We start from the raw sequence: 18,602 nt of genomic DNA, 5'->3' as shown, positions 1-18,602 counted from the left end.
GCTTTAGCTGCGGGGAATATCAAAAACCGGCTCAGCCAGAACAAACCCGTCGAACTCGAACCCTGGAGAGACGGTGCAACTGACCAGAGTGAAGTCTCCGGTGGTTTGCGCCGATTGCCAGTGGTTCTTGGGCACGATGACCTGCGGTGCACCCTTGGTCAGGTCCGGGGTCAGCAGATGGTCGGTCGCGGGGCCGTCATCCGTTGGGCTGAGCGACAGGGTCAGCGGCGCACCGGCGTGGTACAGCCAGATCTCAGTCGCATCTACGCGGTGCCAGTGGCTGCGCTCACCTTTTGGCAGCAGGAAATAAATGCATGTGCCAGTGGCGCGGCCTTCGTTATCCGCGCGCCATGTTTCGCGGAACCAGCCCCCCTCGGGATGGCGGGACAGGTTCAGGTGATCGATGATTTCTTGCGCGGTCATTGGGGCCTCATTGTCATATGCGGTGATTATGCACGCGCAGGTGCGATCCGCTATGGTATTCGTGTGGTTCAGCAATATGTTTGCGACATGACCCTGACGATCCCGTTTGACAACAGCTACGCCCGGCTTCCCAACAGCTTCTATGCGCGGCAAGCGCCAATACCGGTGCGCGCGCCGCGTCTTGTGGCGTTCAACGAGGAATTGGCGCGTATTCTGCGTGTCACCCCTGGTGACGTGCACGAGATGGCCGAAACGTTCGCTGGAAACACGCTGCCCGAGGGGGCCGAGCCGATTGCGCAGCTTTACTCGGGGCATCAGTTTGGCAGCTATAACCCTCAGCTTGGCGACGGGCGCGCGGTTTTGTTGGGTGAGACGGTCGGAACGGATGGTATCCGGCGGGACATCCAGCTGAAGGGCTCTGGCCCGACGCCGTTCAGCCGCAGGGGGGATGGCCGGGCCTGGCTGGGGCCAGTGCTACGCGAATACGTGGTGTCCGAGGCGATGCACGCGCTGGGCATTCCGACCACCCGCGCCCTTGCGGCGGTTGAGTCCGGAGAGATCGTTTTCCGCGAAGGCCCGATGCCCGGCGCGGTGCTGACCCGCGTGGCGCAAAGCCATCTGCGTGTGGGGACGTTTCAGGTCTTCGCCGGACGCGGGCAGACTGAAAACCTGCGGAAACTGACCGATTACGCAATTGCCCGGCACTATCCGGGTGCCGAGGGACCAATGGGTCTGTTGCGCGGAGTGCGGGATGCGCAAGCGCGTTTGATCGCGCAGTGGATGAGCGTCGGGTTCATCCATGGAGTGATGAATACCGACAATTGCTCGATTGCCGGGGAAACCATCGATTATGGGCCCTGCGCCTTCATGGACAGTTATCATCCGAATACGGTCTACAGTTCGATCGACCAGATGGGGCGCTATGCCTATTCCAACCAGCCGGACATTGCGGTGTGGAATTTGGCGCAACTGGCCACCGCCCTGATCCAACAGGTCAATGAACCCGAGGCCGCCGTCGAAGAAGCCACCGAGATCGTGCACGCCATGCCGGGTCTGATCCATCAGGAATGGCTGGGGCGGTTCCGCGCCAAGGTCGGGCTGACCACCAAAGAGGAAAGCGACGAAGCCCTGATCTCCGATCTGCTGACCCGTATGGCCGAGAGCCGCGCCGATTTCACCAACACGTTCCGGGCGCTGGGGGGTGATAAGGCCCGCGATCAGTTCCTGAAGCCCGAGGCCTATGACGCATGGACTGTTGGCTGGCAAACACGACTGGAACGGGAACAGGACCCACAGGCGGTGATGAACGACGCCAACCCGGCTTTCATCCCGCGCAACCACCGGGTTGAACAGATGATACAGGCCGCCGTTCAGGGGGATTATGCCCCGTTTCTTCGTATGACTAAGGTTCTGGCGCAACCCTACAGCGATCAGCCCGAGGCGGTCGATCTGACCTATCCTCCGACCGAAAAGGAAGTGGTCCACGCGACATTCTGCGGGACGTGAGTAGGTCTTCAAGCGGCTGAGAAAAGGGTTCTCTGCTTGTTCCGGATAGATATACTTCCCGCTGCCAAGAGGATGCAAAGTGAACCAGGATACAAAATTCGAACGCTTCAAAGCGCTTCACGACAAGGACGAAGCGTTTGTTATTCCGAACCCTTGGGATGTGGGCTCTGCGCGGTTGCTGGCCAGCATGGGGTTCGACGCATTGGCAACAACAAGTGCCGGATACGCCTTTTCCAATGGTAAGCGGGATTCATTTGCCAGCCTTGGGCGAGAGGAAATTCTGTTAAATGCGGCCGCAATCGTTCGGGCGACGGATTTGCCAATCACTGCCGATTTGGAAGATGGGTTTGGCGCTGCTCCCGAAACCTGCGCAGAGACGATCGGGCAGGCGATCGAGGTCGGCTTGGTCGGTGGGTCCATCGAGGATGCGACGGGTGATGAAAGTGATCCGATCTACGCGCTACCCATTGCGGTCGACCGCATTCGTGCAGCTGCGGATGCTGTTCGGGGAAAACCATTTCTGTTGACCGCCCGGGCCGAGGGTTTTCTGTGGGGACAAAAAGACCTGTCAGAAACAATCAACCGCCTGCAGGCGTTCTCGGATGCTGGGGCCGATGTTTTATACGCGCCCGGTCTTCCGGATATCGACGCTATTCGAACGGTATGCAGCGCTGTGGACAAGCCCGTGAATGTCGTCATGGGGCTGCAGGCTCCGTCGTATACCGTGGCGCAACTGTCAGACGCCGGAGTGAGGCGGATCAGCGTGGGAGGGTCGTTCGCCCGCGCTGCGTTTGGGGCGTTACAGCGTGCCGCGCATGAGGTCAGGGTCAACGGAACCTTCACTTATGCCCGTGATGCGATGCCCGGAGATGAAATCAGCGCGGTGATGTCGCAACGCAAGTTATCGGATCGACGATGACTTCCTTTTGATACTCAACGGCAGAGAAGCCGAAATGTGGGAAGGAATGAGAGTTCCCCGTCGTACCTTGTGAACTGGGGGAAAACTGAAAGAAACACCAGATCCAACCGCCCTCCGACTTACCCTCAAAGAAGAATGCTGCATAATGGGTGTTTCGGGGGAAAACTCTAATTTGATTTAAGGAGCACATAATGCGCTACTCCTTGTTGTTGGAAGACGCAGAGGGCCTTTCGTATTTTGAAGACCGGGACATTGATCTGGAACTCAAGACCTTTGCCCCGCCCGCCGCGCCTTTCCACGTGTCCGGCGAGTTTGACGCCTCGCGCTTTGTCTTCCTCACATTGCCTGCAGGGTGGAAAGGAATACAGCACCGCTCTCCCAAGCGGCAGCTTGCGACGGTTCTGTCGGGGACGTTTCGCGTTCAGGCGGGGTCGGGTGAGGTTCGCGACTTTACGGCCGGTGATCTGTTCTGGGCAGAGGACATTACCGGAACGGGTCATGCCTCATCCGCCGAAGGGGGCGAACCCGTCAATTTAATGGTTACGCAGTTTTGAGAGAAACCGGTTGCCGCGCACTGTTACATGCCAATCACAGGACATCCATGATCCAATCCTCAACCCTGCGCATCGCCAGCTATAACATCCAGAAATGTGTTGGTCTGGATTTTCGGCGGCAACCGCAACGCATCATGCAGGTTATCGAAAGCATGAAGGCGGATATCGTGGTGCTGCAAGAAGCCGATAAACGCCTGCCGCCGCGTCCCGCCGCCTTGCCGCATTTCATGCTGGATGAGGCCGGGTGGCAGATTGTCGATCTGGGCGGCGCGGGCAGTCTGGGCTGGCACGGTAACGCCGTGATTTGGCGTGGGGACGCGATCCGGGTCCGGCAGGCCGGTCACCACGACCTGCCGGGGTTGGAGCCCCGGGGCGCGGTACGGGTAGAGTTCGACACACATATCGGGCCATTGCGGGTGATGGGAATGCATTTGGGGTTGTTGCCTGCGTCCCGGCGCCAGCAGATCACCCATATCCGTCGTTTTGACAATGATCTGGACCATATGCCCACCGTCTGGGCCGGCGATTTCAACGAATGGTCGCGACAACCGGTGCTGGATCACCTAGCCCCTGACATGCGCTTTTTACCGCCCGTTCCAAGCTTCCCGGCCGCGCAACCCTTGGGGGCACTGGACCGGATCGCGCTGGGCGTGGGGCTTGAGGCCGTGGTGCATGGCGTCCACGATGCGCGGCCAGCGCATATCGCCTCTGACCACCTGCCGATCTGGGCCGATTTGCGGGCGGCGCGGGAAACCGCAATTCCCCGGTAGCGCCAGCCGCCCAGACGTATTAAGACAGAAACCCGAACTACTCTGGGGATCACATATGTCCGACACGATCATCGCCCGATGCGAAGCCAAAGGCCTGCGCATGACCGGCCAGCGCCGCACGATCGCACAGGTTTTGCAACAAAGCGAAGATCATCCGGATGTCGAGGAGCTGTATTCCCGCGCCTCCAAGGTGGATTCGGGGATTTCCATCGCTACCGTCTATCGAACCGTGAAACTGTTCGAAGAGGCCGGGATTCTTGAGCGTCTGGAATTCGGTGACGGGCGCGCGCGCTATGAAGATGCCGAGCGGGACCACCACGACCACCTGATCGACATGCAATCGGGCGAGGTGATCGAATTCGTAGACCCCGAGATCGAAGCGCTGCAGGAAAAAATAGCCGCCAAACTGGGCTATAAGCTGAAGGGCCACCGGCTGGAACTGTACGGCGTGCCGCTGGACCAGGACTGATCCATCACCAAACACGAACGGCAGGCCCACGGGAAATCATGATTTCCCGTCGGATAATGCTTGCTTGAATGGGTGTCTTGCGTTTTGGGTGACATAAGGGGCGGCGAATAGGGCCGCAGAGATTTACGGAAATGACCATGAACAACGTAAACGGCATTTTGCTGGTCGTCGGCGCTATGGCGGCTTTTGCGCTTGAGGATATGTTCATCAAGCTGCTGTCGGTCACCGTGCCGACCGGTCAGATCATGGTTGTTCTGGGCGTTGTCTGTGGGATTCTGTTCGGTTTGTTGGCTGTGGTCACCCGCAAGCGCATCCTTGATCCTCTGGCCTGGCAGCCCTTGCCGCTGGCACGCGCTGCGACCGAGATGGTTGGGGCGCTGACCTTTGTTACCGCGCTGTCGCTGGTTGATCTGTCTACCGTGGCCGCCGTGTTTCAGGCGATGCCGCTGGCCGTCACCATGGGCGCGGCGCTGTTTCTGGGGGAAAAGGTCGGCTGGCGGCGTTGGAGCGCCGTCGGGCTGGGCTTCATCGGCGTTCTGATGATCATTCGGCCGGGATTTGAAGGGTTTCAACCCGACTCCCTGTTCGTGGTGGCAACCGTAATCGCCATCGCCGCGCGGGACCTGATCACCCGCAAGCTTGATCCGCGGATCGCGTCTTCGGTTGTGGCTCTGCAGGCCTATCTTGCAGTGGCCGTGTCGGGAGTGGCGCTGATGGTGTTTTCGGCGCAGCCCGTCATTCCGCTGCAATCGGCGCAACTCGGCCCTTATCTGGGCGCCGTCGGATTCGGTGTGCTTGGGTATTACGGCATCGTCACCGCCATGCGGATCGGCGAGGCTTCGGCCCTGATGCCTTTCCGCTATACCCGGCTGATCTTTTCGATCATGGCAGGGATGCTGATGTTCGGGGAGCGCCCTGATTTCCTGACCTTCGCCGGGGCGGCGTTGATCATGGGGTCGGGCATGTACACCTTTATCCGAGAGCGCAAGCTGGCCCGTGAACTGGCCGTCGCGGCCTGACGGATCGTCGCACGTTGGCGCAAACAGGAACCTGTTAGCCCTAAAGCTCCGATTATATACCTGTTAGCGATAACATGACCGGTTTACTTTTTACCCGGTGATGGTATGAGGCATGCAACTTATTGCAGCCACAGGGACGGGCCTCATGAGCACCATCATCGACATTCACGCACGCGAAATTCTGGATAGCCGGGGTAATCCGACGGTCGAAGTGGACGTGATCCTGGAAGACGGCACCATGGGCCGCGCCGCTGTGCCCTCGGGCGCGTCAACCGGTGCCTATGAGGCGGTGGAAAAGCGTGACGGTGACAAGGCCCGCTACATGGGCAAGGGCGTGCTGGAAGCTGTCGCCGCCGTGAACGGCGAGATCGCCGAAGAACTGGTGGGCTTCGACGCGACCGAACAGGTTGCTATCGACGAGGCGATGATCGAACTGGACGGGACCGAGAACAAGGGCCGACTGGGTGCCAACGCCATTTTGGGTGTCTCGCTGGCAACCGCCAAGGCGGCGGCGGATTTCACCACGCAGCCTTTGTATCGCTATGTCGGCGGCACCTCGGCCCGCGTTCTGCCTGTGCCGATGATGAACATCATCAATGGCGGCGAGCATGCGGACAACCCGATCGACATTCAGGAATTCATGATCATGCCGACCTCGGCCGCCAATATCCGCGAGGCGGTGCGCATGGGTTCGGAAGTCTTCCACACTCTGAAAAAGGAACTCTCGGCCGCTGGTCTGGCCACCGGCGTCGGTGACGAAGGCGGTTTTGCCCCGAACATCGCCAGCACCCGCGAAGCGTTGGATTTCATTCTGAAGTCCATCGAAAAGGCAGGCTACAAGCCGGGTGAGGAGATACATCTGGCGCTGGATTGCGCCGCGACCGAATACTTCAAGGACGGCAAGTACGTGCTGGCGGGCGAGGGGATCTCTCTGAGCTCGGAAGAGAATGCGGCATACCTGGCGGCGCTGGTCAATGACTATCCGATCATCTCGATCGAAGACGGCATGTCCGAGGATGACTGGGACGGCTGGAAGGCCTTGACCGATATGATCGGCGACAAGGTGCAGTTGGTGGGCGACGATCTGTTCGTGACCAACCCCGAGCGTCTGGCAGAGGGGATCGAGCGTGGCTGCGCGAATTCGATGCTGGTCAAGGTGAACCAGATCGGTTCGCTGACCGAGACCCTGCGCGCCGTCGATATGGCCCACCGTGCCCGTTATACCAACGTGATGTCGCACCGCTCGGGCGAGACCGAGGATGCCACCATTGCCGATCTGGCGGTGGCGACCAATTGCGGTCAGATCAAAACCGGCTCGCTGGCGCGGTCGGACCGGTTGGCGAAATACAACCAACTGATCCGCATCGAGGAATCGCTGGGCGAGGTTGCTGAATATGCCGGAGCCTCGATCCTTAAGCGGTAATCCGGCGAACACAGCCCTGCCTGAATCCGGGCAGGGCTTGTCAGGACGGGGACCAGGTCATGGTAGAAGCGTTGATCTTTGACGTATTTGGCACCTGCGTTGACTGGCGTAGTTCCATAGCGCGCGAAGTGGCTACGGTTTTGCCGGAACTGGACGCTCTGGAATTCGCCGATGCGTGGCGGGCGGAATACGATCCCTCCATGGCAGCCATCCGTGAAGGGGGCAGGGGCTATGTGCCCCTGGACGATCTGCACCGCGAAAACCTGGAACTCGTCGCAACCCGATTTGGTGTTACCGTCCCGAACCCCGCCGATCTGACGGCAGCATGGGAAAGACTGGACCCTTGGCCCGATGTGGTCGCCGGTCTGCTAGCGCTGAAACGCAATCGGATCGTCGCACCCTGTTCCAATGGCTCCATTGCGTTGATGACCCGACTTGCGAAGTATGGCGGACTGCCTTGGGACTGTATTCTTGGGGCCGAGATTGCGCGGGATTACAAACCCAAACCACAAGTGTATCAGGCGAGTTGTGCAGCGCTGCGTCTGAGCCCCGATCAGGTCATGATGGTCGCCGCGCATAACGATGACCTGTACGCGGCCCGGCAGGCCGGTTTGAAAACCGCTTTTGTGGCCCGCCCGACCGAGCACGGACCCTCCCAATCCCATGACCTGCAGGCCGAAGGGAATTGGGATATTGTCGCCAAAGATTTTGCAGATCTGGCCGACAGGCTTGGTTGAGAGTGGCTCGCGCCCAAAAAAACTAGAAAAACTTGATTGCGTAACGTCCTCAAAAGGCGGTTACTTTTTCCGAAAACGGACTTTTTACCGACATAAATCAGGTTATGTGTGAACTTTTTCCTATTTGTATCAAATTGAGCTGACATATTCTGCCGGCAGAACAGAAAGGAGAACACCATGACTGGTTCGAAATTCCTTCTCGTAGCCTCAGTGATCGGCACTGTATTCTTGGCGGCTTGCGCAGGGCCGGACACTTACCCGATTACCGGCGATCCGGTGTCTGCAAATGATCCGGTTCAGAAAATGGACACACCCACATATATCTTCCGCGGCGAGTCCCGCTAGGCGCTATTGAGCCAATCATGGATATTTGCGATCGTGATGGGGACGTTCGTCAGAGCTTTCTGGTCATCAGCATGTAACGCTCACGCGGTCTGAAGCCGGTGCGCAGATACAGGTTCTGAGTGGCTTCGTTGGTACGGTCGACTTCCAGATGCAGCGCGGTAAGGCCAGCCCCGGCCAAGGCTTTGGGCAGGTCCAGCAGAACTTCGCTCGCGATCCCGCGTCCGCGAACAGCGGGGCGGATGTATATCTCGTCGACAAACCCGTCCATGCCGCCGAATTCAACCGACCAACCGAAGGTCAGGACGATATAGCCCAGCGGTGCGCGGCCGGGTCCGATCAGGTAGATGCAGCCGTGGGGGATACCCTCAAGCAGAGGGGCCAATGCCTCGCGGCGTTGGTCGGCGTCCTGCTCAATTCCGGCCTCGGTGTGAAAGGCCGCGACCAGCCCCATCAGGCGATCCAGATCTTCGGGGCGGGCGAGTTTCAGTGCGGCGCTCATAGGCGGGCCAGCCTTTCTGTTAGCAGGTCAAAGAATCCGTCGGCGTCGATTTCGCCCATGAACATGGCGTTGGGCGGATGATCCGTGACACGCCACCAGTCCGCGACGGTCATCCCAAGTGTGAGATCGGATTGCGTTTCGATCTGAACGTTGATGTGGCGACCCGAGAAGAGCTCGGGTCGGATCAGATAGGCAGTCACGCAGGGATCGTGCAACGGCGCGCCCTCAGAGCCGTATTTTTCCTTATCGAACCGTTCGAAGAAATCTGTCATCTCGGCAACCGCATGGCCGACTTTTGAGTCCAGTGCGCGGAAGGCTTCGTTGCGGTGTTTGGTGACCAGGGCATCATGCGTGACATCCAACGGCATCACCACGATATGAACGCCGGATTTAAACACAATTTCAGCAGCTTCCGGATCAACGTAAATGTTGAACTCGGCGGTGGGAGTGATATTGCCGACCTGAAAATACGCCCCACCCATCAACACGATTTCCTGAACGCGATCGATGATGTCGGGCGCTTTCTGGAAAGCGGTGGCAATGTTGGTCAGCGGCCCAAGCGGACAGAGCGTTATCGTCCCGGGTTCATGCGCGCGCAGGGTGTCGATGATAAAGTCGACCGCGTGCCCATCGGTCAGTGGCATCTCGGGGTCGGGCAGCACAGGGCCGTCCAGCCCGGTCTTGCCGTGCACATGCTCGGCTGTCACCAAAGGCCGATTCAAAGGGCGATCACACCCGGCGTAAACAGGGATATCCGTGCGCCCGGCAAGTTCACAGACGATCCGCGCGTTCTTTGCGGTCAGCTCCAGCGGCACGTTTCCGGCCACAGCCGTGATGCCCAGAACATCAATCTCATCCGGGCTGGCCAGCGCCAACAGAATGGCGACGGCGTCGTCCTGTCCGGGGTCGGTGTCGATGATGATTTTGCGGGCTGCCATGCTCTGCCTCCGGGGTATTGAAGCGCGGACACTCGCAAGTGTCACCGCGCTTGTCCAGCGGTTTCAAGCCCCGGTCGTGGCGTCCACAGGCGGGAGTTTGCCGTTGGCGCGATGCTCTTCGGTTTTCACCTCGTCCCAGAGCGCGTCCATCTCGGCTAAATCGCTTTGAGACGGGGTTTTTCCCCGTGCAGCCAAACGTGTCTCGACCTGTTCGAACCGTCGCGTGAACTTGGCGTTGGTGCGGCGCAGGGCGGCCTCGGGCTCGATCCCCAGATGCCTACCCAAATTGACCATCACAAAGAGAAGATCACCGAACTCGTCCTCGAGCGCGTCCTGGTCCATACTGTTGCGCGCCTCTTCCAATTCGGCGGCCTCTTCGGTGATCTTGGCCAGCACATGGCTGGCATCGGGCCAGTCGAATCCGACGCGGGCCGCACGTTTCTGCAGTTTGTGGGCGCGCAAAAGGGCGGGCAGGTTTGCGGCCACCCCGTCCAGTGCGCCTTTCTGCTCTTTGCCTGCGCGCTCGGCGGCTTTGATGGTTTCCCAATCCACGGTCTGCTGTTCGGCGGATTTGTCACGGGATTCGTCGCCGAAGACATGCGGGTGGCGGGCAACCATCTTGTCCGACATCGTGCGTACCACGTCCTGAAAGCTGAAATGCCCTGCTTCTTCAGCCATTTGCGCGTGGAAGACGGATTGGAACAGCAGATCGCCCAACTCTCCCTTCAACTCGTCATAGGCGTTTCGTTCGATAGCGTCCGCGACCTCATAAGCCTCTTCGATCGTGTAGGGCGCGATGGTCGAGAAGTCCTGTTCGATGTCCCACGGGCAGCCGTTTTCTGGGTCGCGCAGGCGGCGCATGATTTCCAGCAAACGCTCGATACCCGCATCGCTGTCATGGATCAGAGGATTTTCGGCCATTGCGAACCCTTTCTTTCCGGTGTCAGATGCATCCATTCCGCAGTCAGGATCAGGAGTCCACCCCAGATGCCCGTCGTCAACCGAATTGCCGATTTCTCTGCCGATATGGCCGCGTGGCGGCAGCACCTGCATTCCATCCCCGAACTGGAGTTTGAATGTCATGAGACGGCAGCCTTTGTCGCAGAGCGCTTGCGTGAATTTGGCGTGGATGAAATGCACGATGGGATCGCCAAAACCGGTATTGTGGCAATCATCAACGGGCAGGCCGAAGGCCCGACCATCGGCTTGCGTGCCGATATGGATGCGTTGCCGATCCCCGAGGAGACCGGTGTCGAATATGCCTCGAAGAAGCCCGGCAAGATGCACGCCTGCGGCCACGACGGGCACACCGCGATGTTGCTGGGGGCCGCACGTTATCTGGCTGAGACACGGAACTTTGCGGGCCGCGTCGCGTTGATTTTTCAACCTGCCGAAGAAGATGGCGGCGGTGCCGGTGTAATGGTCGAAGAGGGGATCATGGACCGGTTCGACATTTCTGAGATCTATGCGCTGCACAATGCGCCGGGGATTCCTGTGGGAGATTTTCACACGACACCGGGTCCAATTATGGCAGCGGTGGACACGTTTCACGTTTATATTCAGGGGGTTGGTGGGCACGGGGCTATGCCGCATGAGACACGCGATCCTGTGATGGCCGCCTGTGGTATCGCGCAGGCGATCCAGACCATTGTCAGCCGAAACCACTATGCTTTGGATGATCTGGTCGTCTCGGTCACGCAAATCCACACCGGTACAGTTAATAACGTGATTCCGGATACGGCCTACATCAACGGTACCGTGCGTACCTTTGATCCGGCCGTTCAGAAAATGGTAATGGAACGGATGGAGCAGATCGTGCAGGGGCAGGCGGCCTCTTACGGGGTTGAGGCCCGGTTTGACTATGAGGTGAATTACCCAGCCACGATCAACGACGTTGAAAAGGCAGGTTTCGCCGCTGGCGTGGCCCGCGAAATCTCAGGCGCTGACCGCGTGACTGCCAATGCGGGTCGCGAGATGGGGGCCGAGGATTTCTCGTACATGCTGCAAGCTAGACCGGGCGCCTATCTGTTCCTTGGGCAGGGCGAGGGAGCTGGTCTGCACCATCCGAAATACAATTTCAACGACGAGATCGCGCCGGTGGGAGCTTCGTTCTTTGCACGGATCGTGGAAAAGGCGCAGCCGCTGGGTTGATAGGGGAAAGACATGGCACTGGAAGACGCAAAAAATCAGGTGGATGAGGCGTTCACCAACCCGGACCTCAAAGGGTTGTCATTCGAGAACACCTTTGGCGGCGCTACCTCGTTTCTGCGGCGGCTTTACACCAAGGATCTGAAGGGTGTCGATATTGCCGTGACCGGTGTTCCGTTCGACCAGGCGGTGACCAACCGCCCCGGCACCCGGCTGGGGCCCCGGGCCATCCGAGAGGCCAGCGCGCTGCAATCACCGGATGCGCCCTATGGCTGGCCATTTGATGCGCTCAGCGAGTTGGCTATCGTGGACTATGGGGATGTGGCCTATGACTACGCCAATATCCCGGCTTTTCCGGATACTCTGACCGATCACATCCGAACCATTCTGGAGGCCGACGTGGCCTCGGTTTCACTGGGTGGGGATCACTATATCAGCTTCCCGATCCTGAAAGCCTATGCCGAGAAATACGGCCCCATGTCTCTGCTGCAATTCGATGCGCATACGGATACCTGGGCCGATGACGACATGACCCGCGTGGATCACGGAACCATGTTCTACAAGGCGGTTAAGTCGGGGATCGTGGACCCGAAACGCTCGGTTCAGGTCGGTATCCGCACCACAAATGAGGACACGCTGGGCGTCAACATCATCGACGCGCGCGAGGTCTACGAATCCGGCCCCGCCGCCGTGGCGCAAAAGATCAAAGGCATTCTGGGCGACAGCCCAGTCTACCTGAGCTTTGACATCGACGGCCTGGACCCGGCCTTTGCCCCGGGCACCGGCACGCCGGTCTGGGGCGGGCTGAGTTCCATTCAGGCGCAGATCATCCTGCGTGATATCGCCGGGATCAACATAAAGGGCGGCGACGTGGTCGAGGTGTCTCCGCCCTATGACACATCCGGCGCGACGGCGATTGCGGGGGCCCATGTAGCGACGCAGATTATTTGCCTGTTGGGGTGGAACAAGCTGCGGCCTTAACCATTGGTTAGCCAACTTTCCGCTATCAGGTTAACCAAAAGGCCGGACGGGAGACATACGGGCATGACAGAGTTTAACCAACCCATCAGCGGCAATGATCTGGCGCGGTTTTCCGGGCCGAACACATTCATGCGCCTGCCACAGGCGGATACGCTGGCCGGGCTGGATGTGGCCGTTCTGGGCATTCCGATGGATATCGGCACTTCGTGGCGGTCGGGCACACGGTTCGGACCCAAACAGATCCGCAGTGAAAGCGCGATGATCCGGCCTTATAACATGGCCAACTCCGCGGCTCCGTTCGACAGCCTGCAAATCGCGGATATCGGCGATCTGGCGATCAATACGTTTTCGCTGGCCGATAGCCTCAAGATCATCAAGGAAAGCTATGACGCCATTCTGGCGCAGGGCGTGACACCTGTTGCGATGGGAGGGGACCACTCGATCACCCTGCCGATCCTGCGGGCGATTGCGGCCAAACACGGCCCGGTGGCGCTGGTGCATGTGGACGCCCATGCAGACGTGAATGACGAGATGTTCGGAGAAAAGGAAACCCACGGCACAGTGTTTCGCCGCGCCTGTGAGGAAGGGTTGATCGTCCCCGACAAAACCTTCCAGATCGGCATTCGCGGCTCGGGCTATGCTGCCAGCGATTTCACCGAGGCCAAGGGCTGGGGCTTCCGCCAGTTCCCGGCGTGGGAGCTGTGGCAGCAGAACCTGACCGAGATTGGTTCACAAATCCGTAAAACGGTCGGGGATCACCTGACCTATATTTCCTATGACATCGACAGCCTCGACCCGTCCTTTGCACCCGGCACCGGCACACCCGAGATCGGCGGCCTGACCACACCGCAGGCGCTGCAACTGATCCACGCGATGGCCGGCATGAATGTGGTGGGCTGCGATCTGGTCGAGGTTTCTCCGCCCTATGACCCCACTGGCAACACGGCGCTGACGGCCGCGAACCTGCTGTTCGAGATGCTGTGCATTCTTCCCGGCGTGACGCAACGGTAGGGGGATCGGTACCTTGTCCGACGTGCCTTTGCGAATAATGCTTGTCAAAAGAACGGTTTCGGGATGAAGAAAACGGTGTTTTGGCTGATCGTTGGTCTGGTGGTGCTAGTGGGTGCCTATATTCGTTTGGCCCCAGCCGATCCCGGGATTTGGCATGTTGCACCCGTTGTCGAGGCCGATCTCGACATGCAAGGCGGCGTCTTTCGGGTGATTGAGACCGGGCCGGATGGCTTGGCCCGGCTGGACTCGATTGCAAGGCGCGCGCCGCGCACCACCGTACTTGCCGGGTCGGTGGATGAGGGGATGGTCACCTATGTCACCCGCACCAAGGTGATCGGTTTTCCCGATTACACAACCGTTCAGCAGGACGGGGATACACTTCGAATCCACGCCCGCCTGAGGTTCGGCCGGAAGGATTTTGGCGTGAACAAAACCCGGGTCGATGGGTGGCTGGCGGTTCTTCAATAGGTTGAATTCACGTAATTTATTCCCATATGGGTAGTATGAGTGACTATGAAAGAAAGTATCAACGCGCAACTGCTGAGCTGGAGAGTGCGGGACTACAGGAAAGGGGTGTGACGCCGCCGATTACCCGTATTCTCAGGAAAATCGGGTTCGAGCCACGACCTCAGTATTACCGAACGACAGTATCTCGATTTGCCTATGATCCACTGATCCTTGGTGGTGTTTGGGGGCTGGCAATGTTCTTGGTGACCGATGTTCCCATGTGCTTGCTGGCGATGTTCGTTCTGATGTCCGCTGCATTCGGTTATTTTCTTACGGGATTGTCCGAAATCACGATCCTTCGGCAGCGCAAGCGGCAGAATTTAAGCAACTGGGAAGACTTTTAACACCTATAGGGCGCTAGCAGGATTATTGGGCGCGTCCGGGGTAGGCCTGTCAGTTTGTAAATTTGAAGACAGGCATCCCTCGGACACCTCGCGCCACATCGGCACATTCAGCGACATCTGGCACTGGGCGGTGAACATGCGTCCATCGACCTGCAGGCAGATCATCTCGCCCAACTCGATGCGCGATCCCGATTTATCGGTGCAATAACAGTCTTGTACCTTGCCTTTGGGGCCGACAACATCGGCCATGGCAGGGGTCGCGCACAGCAGGAATACAAGCGCCAAACGTGTCATACGCGTCAGCTTAGCACAGGGACGGCACTTGACCAAAGCTTCGGATTGATAGACACCGCGCGAATGATCCCCGAAGAACGCCTTGAACAGATAACCCAGCGATTCCAGTACCTCGAAGCGGCCATGGCAGACGGCGCCTCGGGCGGCGATATTGCGGCTTTGGCCAAGGAATACTCGGACCTCAAGCCGGTAGTTGATCAGATCATGGCCTGGCGGCAGCTGGTCGCCGATCTGGCCGAGGCCGAGGTGATGCTGGCCGACCCCGACATGAAAGAACTGGCCGAGGAGGAAATCCCCGACCTTCAGGCCCGCATCCCCCAGGCGGAACATGCTCTGCAACTGGCACTGCTGCCCCGGGATGAGGCCGATGCGCGACCCGCGATGCTGGAAATCCGTCCAGGCACCGGCGGGGATGAGGCCGCGCTGTTCGCGGGTGATTTGCTGCGCATGTATCAGCGCTATGCCGAAGCACGCGGATGGCAGTTCGAGATTATCGAGGAACAGGCGTCGGACTTGGGCGGGATCAAAGAAGTGGTGGCCCATATCAAGGGCGACAATGTCTTTGCCCGGTTGAAATACGAATCCGGAGTACACCGGGTGCAGCGCGTCCCGGAAACCGAAAGCGGCGGGCGCATCCATACATCGGCCGCCACCGTGGCGGTTCTGCCCGAGGCCGAGGATGTGGACATCCAGATTGATGCCAATGACATTCGCATCGACACCATGCGTAGTTCCGGCGCGGGCGGGCAGCACGTGAACACCACAGATTCGGCTGTGCGGATCACGCACCTACCGACCGGTCTGGTGGTGACCAGTTCCGAGAAGTCTCAGCATCGCAACCGCGAGATCGCGATGCAGGTGCTGAAAACGCGCCTGTATGATCTGGAGCGGCAACGCATCGACAGCGAACGCTCTGCGGATCGTGCCAGTCAGGTAGGTTCGGGCGACCGGTCCGAACGGATCAGAACCTATAACTTCCCGCAGGGCCGTATGACAGATCACCGCATTAATCTGACGCTGTATAAGCTGGATCAGGTCATGCAGGGCGATCTGGACGAGGTAATCGACGCGCTGACCGCCGACGATCAGGCGCGTTTGCTGGCGGAGATGGCGCAATGATCGCGGCTTTGACAGCAGCGCAGGCAATGGTCGTCGCCACCGCGCGCCTGCGTGCCGCAGGGGTGGCCGATCCGGCGCGGGACGCACGGGTATTGCTGGCCCATGCCGCACGGATCGAGGCCAGCCGTGTCACGCTGATCGCGCCCGAGGAACTCTCGCCCGAAATTGCCGAACGCTATGACCAGTTGATCTCGCTGCGGGCTATTCGGGTGCCGGTGTCGCATCTGTTGGGTGAGCGTGAATTCTATGGTCGCCAGTTTCGTGTCAGCCGTGACGTGCTGGATCCGCGGCCCGAAACCGAGACCCTGATCGAGGCGGCGCTAAGCGAACCGTTCGATCATGTGCTGGACCTGGGCACTGGCTCCGGCTGCATCCTGATCACGCTGCTGGCCGAGCGCACCAGCGCCAGTGGGATCGGTGCGGATTTGAGCGAATCCGCCTGTTTGCAAGCCAGCGCCAACGCGGTACAGCATCAGGTGCAGGGACGCGTTGAGATATTGCGCTCGGACTGGTTTGAGAACATTGAAGGCGAATTCGACCTGATTGTTTCAAATCCGCCGTATATTTCGCTTTCCGAAATGGACGACCTGTCGCCCGAAGTGCGTGAGCATGAGCCCCGGATGGCCCTGACGGATGAGGGCGACGGGCTTGGCGCGTACCGCTATATTGCGGCCGCAGCGCCGGATTTCCTGATGTCGGGTGGGCGGATTCTGGTAGAAATTGGCCCGACACAGGGTCAAAGCGTCGCATCCTTGTTTCAGGCGGCGGGATTGGCCGAAACGCGTATCATTCCCGATCTGGATGGCCGTGATCGTGTAGTTCTGGCCAGATTGCCGTAAATACGGTGTGAGGTGAGGCTGAAAAACGCCGATTAATGTAAAAAAGCTGCAAATTTTTGGACAAACCTCTTGTCTGCGCGCGCTGGACATGCTTACTCAGAGATAGTCGGAGAGGTTGACGCTGTTTCAGCGGGCCCCTGACGCCAAGCCCAAAAAAGTCGACATCGCGTGACGGCTAAAGCCATTGAGCAGTGCAGGACGCGACTTCATCGGCACCGAATGACAAGGCTGACGTAAAGTAAGATGAGATCTTCCAAATCCCGCTCGCGGGCCAAGAATAACCGCAATCGTCCTTCTGGCGGCAACGTTGTTAACCGGGTTTTTGACAGCTCGGGTCCTGAAGGCAAGGTGCGCGGTACGCCCCAGCAAATCATTGATAAATACAATCAGTTGGCGCGCGATGCACAGCTGTCGAATGACCGTGTGGCTGCCGAAAACTTTCAACAGCACGCAGAGCATTACCTGCGCCTTCTGAGTGAAGCGCAGCGCGAGATGGAAGCGCGTCGCGAGGAGCAGGAGCGCCAGAATCGCGAGCGGCAGGCCGAGCGTGACCGCGAACGCGCCGAACGCCAGGAACGCGAAGCGGCCCGCCAGGCCGACCCGGCCGATGCGCCGCAGCCCGACGTGATGGATTTCGGCGCGCCTGAGGCCGCACCCGAAAGCGGTTTGGTCGAGACGCCGGAAAACAAGGGGTCCGAGTCGGCCCCGGCGCCGGAGAAGAAGGAAAAACCTGCCCGTAAGCCCCGGGCTCGTAAACCCAAAGCACCACCTGCCGAGGATGCGCCCAAGACGGATGGGGACGCGCCGGAAGCAGCCGAGTAAGCGCTGGTACGGAAATTGCAGAAGCCCCGGGATTTCCGGGGCTTTTTCATTTGTACTCAGCCTTTTTTCATTTCGCGGGCGAGCGCGCAGAATGCCTCAAGCGGTACTTGCTCGGCCCGTTCCGTGGGCTGGATACCAGCCGCCAAAAGACGATCTTCAATATCCGAGGCGACGCCTTTCAATGAGGCGCGCAGCATCTTACGGCGCTGGTTGAAGGCTGCCGCGACGACGCGTGACAGGGTCGCGGCGTCGGCAGGATAGCGGGGCTCGGGCAGAGCAGTCAGGTGCACCACCGCGCTCGACACTTTTGGCGGCGGGGTGAAGGCACCGGGGGGCAGGGACATGGCGATACGCGCCTCGGCCCGCCATTGGGCGAGGATGGCGAGGCGGCCATAGGCCTTGCTGCCGGGCTGGGCGACGATACGCTCGGCGACCTCGCGCTGGAACATCAGGGTGAGGCTCTGCCAGAAGGGCGGCCATTCGGGTGGGGTCAGCCAGCGGACCAGCAACTCGGTGCCAACATTATAGGGCAGATTGGCCGCTATTCGTATCGGCGGGGTCAGGTGCGCCAGCGGGTCGATTTCCAATGCGTCACCATTGATCACCTTGAGCCGACCGGGATTGGCGGCGGCGATGTCGTTCAAGGCGGCGATGCAGCGGGTGTCTTTTTCGACCGCCACGACTTTGCGCGCGCCTTCGGATAGCAGCCCGCGGGTCAAACCTCCGGGACCGGGGCCGATTTCCAGCACGTCGCAGCTCGTCAGGTCTCCGGCCTGACGCGCGATCTTGGCGGTCAGGTTCAGGTCCAGCAGGAAGTTCTGGCCCAGCGACTTGCGGGCCGAGAGCTGGTGTGCTGCGATGACCTCGCGCAGAGGGGGGAGGTTGTCTATTGCGCTCATGATCCGGTTACCGTGGCGCGGGTTTCGGGTAATGCG

23 protein-coding genes are annotated in these 18,602 nt (G+C 59.6%); 17 read left to right on the top strand and 6 right to left on the bottom strand.

From position 1 onward, the window contains the following. Positions 1–3 precede the first annotated feature (3 nt). Entirely contained in the window at positions 4–423 is a 420-nt protein-coding gene (locus tag ACR1XY_RS01630) for a cupin domain-containing protein (protein ID WP_480589462.1), read from the bottom strand. 87 nt (positions 424–510) lie between these two features. Here ACR1XY_RS01630 and ACR1XY_RS01625 point away from each other — a divergent pair, with 87 nt between their 5' ends. The 9 genes from ACR1XY_RS01625 (at position 511) to ACR1XY_RS01585 (ending at position 8,165) form a co-directional block, all read left to right on the top strand. Continuing rightward, a complete protein-coding gene (locus ACR1XY_RS01625; RefSeq protein ID WP_480589499.1) occupies positions 511–1,929 on the top strand; it encodes a protein adenylyltransferase SelO in 1,419 nt (472 codons plus the stop codon). Positions 1,930–2,008: 79 nt separating this feature from the next. Beyond that, a complete protein-coding gene (locus ACR1XY_RS01620; protein WP_480589461.1) occupies positions 2,009–2,848 on the top strand; it encodes an isocitrate lyase/PEP mutase family protein in 840 nt (279 codons plus the stop codon). Positions 2,849–3,039: 191 nt separating this feature from the next. After that, positions 3,040–3,402, top strand: coding sequence for a cupin domain-containing protein (locus ACR1XY_RS01615; RefSeq protein ID WP_480589460.1), 363 nt, complete (start codon positions 3,040–3,042; stop codon positions 3,400–3,402). A gap of 47 nt (positions 3,403–3,449) precedes the next feature. Continuing rightward, entirely contained in the window at positions 3,450–4,172 is a 723-nt protein-coding gene (locus ACR1XY_RS01610; RefSeq protein WP_480589458.1) for an endonuclease/exonuclease/phosphatase family protein, read from the top strand. Between the two features lie 55 nt (positions 4,173–4,227). Further along, positions 4,228–4,641: a Fur family transcriptional regulator gene (locus ACR1XY_RS01605; RefSeq protein ID WP_480589456.1), complete on the top strand. Its 414-nt coding sequence runs from the start codon at positions 4,228–4,230 to the stop codon at positions 4,639–4,641. Between the two features lie 137 nt (positions 4,642–4,778). Next, the gene (locus ACR1XY_RS01600; protein WP_480589454.1) at positions 4,779–5,660 is read left to right on the top strand and encodes a DMT family transporter; all 882 of its coding nucleotides are present in this window, start codon (positions 4,779–4,781) and stop codon (positions 5,658–5,660) included. A 145-nt stretch (positions 5,661–5,805) separates the two neighbouring features. Then, complete coding sequence (gene eno / locus ACR1XY_RS01595; protein WP_480589452.1) at positions 5,806–7,083, top strand: phosphopyruvate hydratase; 1,278 nt, start codon at positions 5,806–5,808, stop codon at positions 7,081–7,083. A gap of 59 nt (positions 7,084–7,142) precedes the next feature. Beyond that, a complete protein-coding gene (locus ACR1XY_RS01590; RefSeq protein ID WP_480589450.1) occupies positions 7,143–7,820 on the top strand; it encodes a haloacid dehalogenase type II in 678 nt (225 codons plus the stop codon). A 177-nt stretch (positions 7,821–7,997) separates the two neighbouring features. After that, positions 7,998–8,165 carry a hypothetical protein gene (locus tag ACR1XY_RS01585; protein ID WP_480589448.1) on the top strand — a complete coding sequence of 56 codons (168 nt, stop codon included), beginning with the start codon at positions 7,998–8,000 and terminating at the stop codon, positions 8,163–8,165. Between the two features lie 49 nt (positions 8,166–8,214). On the opposite strand, the gene ACR1XY_RS01580 is transcribed toward ACR1XY_RS01585, so the two are convergent. From ACR1XY_RS01580 to mazG, 3 genes are all read right to left on the bottom strand, one after another. Next, complete coding sequence (locus tag ACR1XY_RS01580; RefSeq protein ID WP_480589446.1) at positions 8,215–8,664, bottom strand: GNAT family N-acetyltransferase; 450 nt, start codon at positions 8,662–8,664, stop codon at positions 8,215–8,217. Next, the gene (locus ACR1XY_RS01575; RefSeq protein WP_480589444.1) at positions 8,661–9,602 is read right to left on the bottom strand and encodes a nucleoside hydrolase; all 942 of its coding nucleotides are present in this window, start codon (positions 9,600–9,602) and stop codon (positions 8,661–8,663) included. Before ACR1XY_RS01575 ends, ACR1XY_RS01580 begins: the two co-directional genes overlap by 4 nt. A gap of 63 nt (positions 9,603–9,665) precedes the next feature. Further along, positions 9,666–10,523: a nucleoside triphosphate pyrophosphohydrolase gene (mazG, locus tag ACR1XY_RS01570; RefSeq protein WP_480589442.1), complete on the bottom strand. Its 858-nt coding sequence runs from the start codon at positions 10,521–10,523 to the stop codon at positions 9,666–9,668. A gap of 66 nt (positions 10,524–10,589) precedes the next feature. Between mazG and ACR1XY_RS01565 the strand changes: the two genes are divergently transcribed. The 5 genes from ACR1XY_RS01565 (at position 10,590) to ACR1XY_RS01545 (ending at position 14,593) form a co-directional block, all read left to right on the top strand. After that, positions 10,590–11,753, top strand: a complete 1,164-nt coding sequence (locus tag ACR1XY_RS01565) for a M20 aminoacylase family protein (RefSeq protein ID WP_480589440.1) — start codon at positions 10,590–10,592, stop codon at positions 11,751–11,753. 12 nt (positions 11,754–11,765) lie between these two features. Next, positions 11,766–12,731, top strand: coding sequence for an agmatinase (speB, locus tag ACR1XY_RS01560; RefSeq protein ID WP_480589438.1), 966 nt, complete (start codon positions 11,766–11,768; stop codon positions 12,729–12,731). A gap of 63 nt (positions 12,732–12,794) precedes the next feature. Then, complete coding sequence (speB, locus tag ACR1XY_RS01555; RefSeq protein WP_480589436.1) at positions 12,795–13,742, top strand: agmatinase; 948 nt, start codon at positions 12,795–12,797, stop codon at positions 13,740–13,742. A 63-nt stretch (positions 13,743–13,805) separates the two neighbouring features. Further along, positions 13,806–14,210: a DUF1499 domain-containing protein gene (locus ACR1XY_RS01550; protein ID WP_480589434.1), complete on the top strand. Its 405-nt coding sequence runs from the start codon at positions 13,806–13,808 to the stop codon at positions 14,208–14,210. Between the two features lie 35 nt (positions 14,211–14,245). Then, positions 14,246–14,593, top strand: coding sequence for a DUF6404 family protein (locus tag ACR1XY_RS01545; RefSeq protein ID WP_480589432.1), 348 nt, complete (start codon positions 14,246–14,248; stop codon positions 14,591–14,593). A 3-nt stretch (positions 14,594–14,596) separates the two neighbouring features. Here ACR1XY_RS01545 and ACR1XY_RS01540 read toward each other — a convergent pair whose 3' ends face one another. Further along, the gene (locus tag ACR1XY_RS01540) at positions 14,597–14,887 is read right to left on the bottom strand and encodes a hypothetical protein (protein ID WP_480589430.1); all 291 of its coding nucleotides are present in this window, start codon (positions 14,885–14,887) and stop codon (positions 14,597–14,599) included. Positions 14,888–14,950: 63 nt separating this feature from the next. On the opposite strand from ACR1XY_RS01540, the gene prfA reads away from it, so the two are divergent. The 3 genes from prfA to ACR1XY_RS01525 all read left to right on the top strand — a co-directional run bounded on the left by prfA (position 14,951) and on the right by ACR1XY_RS01525 (position 17,667). Next, positions 14,951–16,006 (top strand): peptide chain release factor 1, encoded by a 1,056-nt coding sequence (gene prfA, locus ACR1XY_RS01535; protein WP_480589428.1) that lies wholly within the window; start codon positions 14,951–14,953, stop codon positions 16,004–16,006. Then, complete coding sequence (gene prmC / locus ACR1XY_RS01530; protein WP_480589427.1) at positions 16,003–16,845, top strand: peptide chain release factor N(5)-glutamine methyltransferase; 843 nt, start codon at positions 16,003–16,005, stop codon at positions 16,843–16,845. The genes prfA and prmC overlap by 4 nt, the downstream gene beginning before the upstream one ends. Before the next feature lie 243 nt (positions 16,846–17,088). Next, the gene (locus tag ACR1XY_RS01525) at positions 17,089–17,667 is read left to right on the top strand and encodes a DUF4167 domain-containing protein (RefSeq protein WP_480589425.1); all 579 of its coding nucleotides are present in this window, start codon (positions 17,089–17,091) and stop codon (positions 17,665–17,667) included. Between the two features lie 56 nt (positions 17,668–17,723). On the opposite strand, the gene rsmA is transcribed toward ACR1XY_RS01525, so the two are convergent. Continuing rightward, a complete protein-coding gene (gene rsmA, locus ACR1XY_RS01520; RefSeq protein ID WP_480589423.1) occupies positions 17,724–18,566 on the bottom strand; it encodes a 16S rRNA (adenine(1518)-N(6)/adenine(1519)-N(6))-dimethyltransferase RsmA in 843 nt (280 codons plus the stop codon). Between the last annotated feature and the right edge of the window lie 36 nt (positions 18,567–18,602).

It is taken from the genome of Ruegeria sp. AD11(2025) (genome assembly GCF_056542405.1).
Note: the sequence above shows the minus strand (reverse complement) of the source record. Positions and strands in the feature narration are given on the sequence as shown.

What these genes read in the sequence shown, in the direction of transcription:
- speB (WP_480589436.1), top strand. Translation starts at nt 12,795, where the DNA reads ATGACAGAGTTTAACCAACCCATCAGCGGCAATGATCTGGCGCGGTTT.
- ACR1XY_RS01630 (WP_480589462.1), bottom strand. Translation starts at nt 423, where the DNA reads ATGACCGCGCAAGAAATCATCGATCACCTGAACCTGTCCCGCCATCCC.
- prfA (WP_480589428.1), top strand. Translation starts at nt 14,951, where the DNA reads ATGATCCCCGAAGAACGCCTTGAACAGATAACCCAGCGATTCCAGTAC.
- speB (WP_480589438.1), top strand. Translation starts at nt 11,766, where the DNA reads ATGGCACTGGAAGACGCAAAAAATCAGGTGGATGAGGCGTTCACCAAC.
- prmC (WP_480589427.1), top strand. Translation starts at nt 16,003, where the DNA reads ATGATCGCGGCTTTGACAGCAGCGCAGGCAATGGTCGTCGCCACCGCG.
- ACR1XY_RS01605 (WP_480589456.1), top strand. Translation starts at nt 4,228, where the DNA reads ATGTCCGACACGATCATCGCCCGATGCGAAGCCAAAGGCCTGCGCATG.
- ACR1XY_RS01615 (WP_480589460.1), top strand. Translation starts at nt 3,040, where the DNA reads ATGCGCTACTCCTTGTTGTTGGAAGACGCAGAGGGCCTTTCGTATTTT.
- ACR1XY_RS01585 (WP_480589448.1), top strand. Translation starts at nt 7,998, where the DNA reads ATGACTGGTTCGAAATTCCTTCTCGTAGCCTCAGTGATCGGCACTGTA.
- ACR1XY_RS01540 (WP_480589430.1), bottom strand. Translation starts at nt 14,887, where the DNA reads ATGACACGTTTGGCGCTTGTATTCCTGCTGTGCGCGACCCCTGCCATG.
- mazG (WP_480589442.1), bottom strand. Translation starts at nt 10,523, where the DNA reads ATGGCCGAAAATCCTCTGATCCATGACAGCGATGCGGGTATCGAGCGT.
- eno (WP_480589452.1), top strand. Translation starts at nt 5,806, where the DNA reads ATGAGCACCATCATCGACATTCACGCACGCGAAATTCTGGATAGCCGG.
- ACR1XY_RS01565 (WP_480589440.1), top strand. Translation starts at nt 10,590, where the DNA reads ATGCCCGTCGTCAACCGAATTGCCGATTTCTCTGCCGATATGGCCGCG.
- ACR1XY_RS01525 (WP_480589425.1), top strand. Translation starts at nt 17,089, where the DNA reads ATGAGATCTTCCAAATCCCGCTCGCGGGCCAAGAATAACCGCAATCGT.
- ACR1XY_RS01625 (WP_480589499.1), top strand. Translation starts at nt 511, where the DNA reads ATGACCCTGACGATCCCGTTTGACAACAGCTACGCCCGGCTTCCCAAC.
- ACR1XY_RS01545 (WP_480589432.1), top strand. Translation starts at nt 14,246, where the DNA reads ATGAGTGACTATGAAAGAAAGTATCAACGCGCAACTGCTGAGCTGGAG.
- ACR1XY_RS01610 (WP_480589458.1), top strand. Translation starts at nt 3,450, where the DNA reads ATGATCCAATCCTCAACCCTGCGCATCGCCAGCTATAACATCCAGAAA.
- rsmA (WP_480589423.1), bottom strand. Translation starts at nt 18,566, where the DNA reads ATGAGCGCAATAGACAACCTCCCCCCTCTGCGCGAGGTCATCGCAGCA.
- ACR1XY_RS01550 (WP_480589434.1), top strand. Translation starts at nt 13,806, where the DNA reads ATGAAGAAAACGGTGTTTTGGCTGATCGTTGGTCTGGTGGTGCTAGTG.
- ACR1XY_RS01590 (WP_480589450.1), top strand. Translation starts at nt 7,143, where the DNA reads ATGGTAGAAGCGTTGATCTTTGACGTATTTGGCACCTGCGTTGACTGG.
- ACR1XY_RS01580 (WP_480589446.1), bottom strand. Translation starts at nt 8,664, where the DNA reads ATGAGCGCCGCACTGAAACTCGCCCGCCCCGAAGATCTGGATCGCCTG.
- ACR1XY_RS01575 (WP_480589444.1), bottom strand. Translation starts at nt 9,602, where the DNA reads ATGGCAGCCCGCAAAATCATCATCGACACCGACCCCGGACAGGACGAC.
- ACR1XY_RS01600 (WP_480589454.1), top strand. Translation starts at nt 4,779, where the DNA reads ATGAACAACGTAAACGGCATTTTGCTGGTCGTCGGCGCTATGGCGGCT.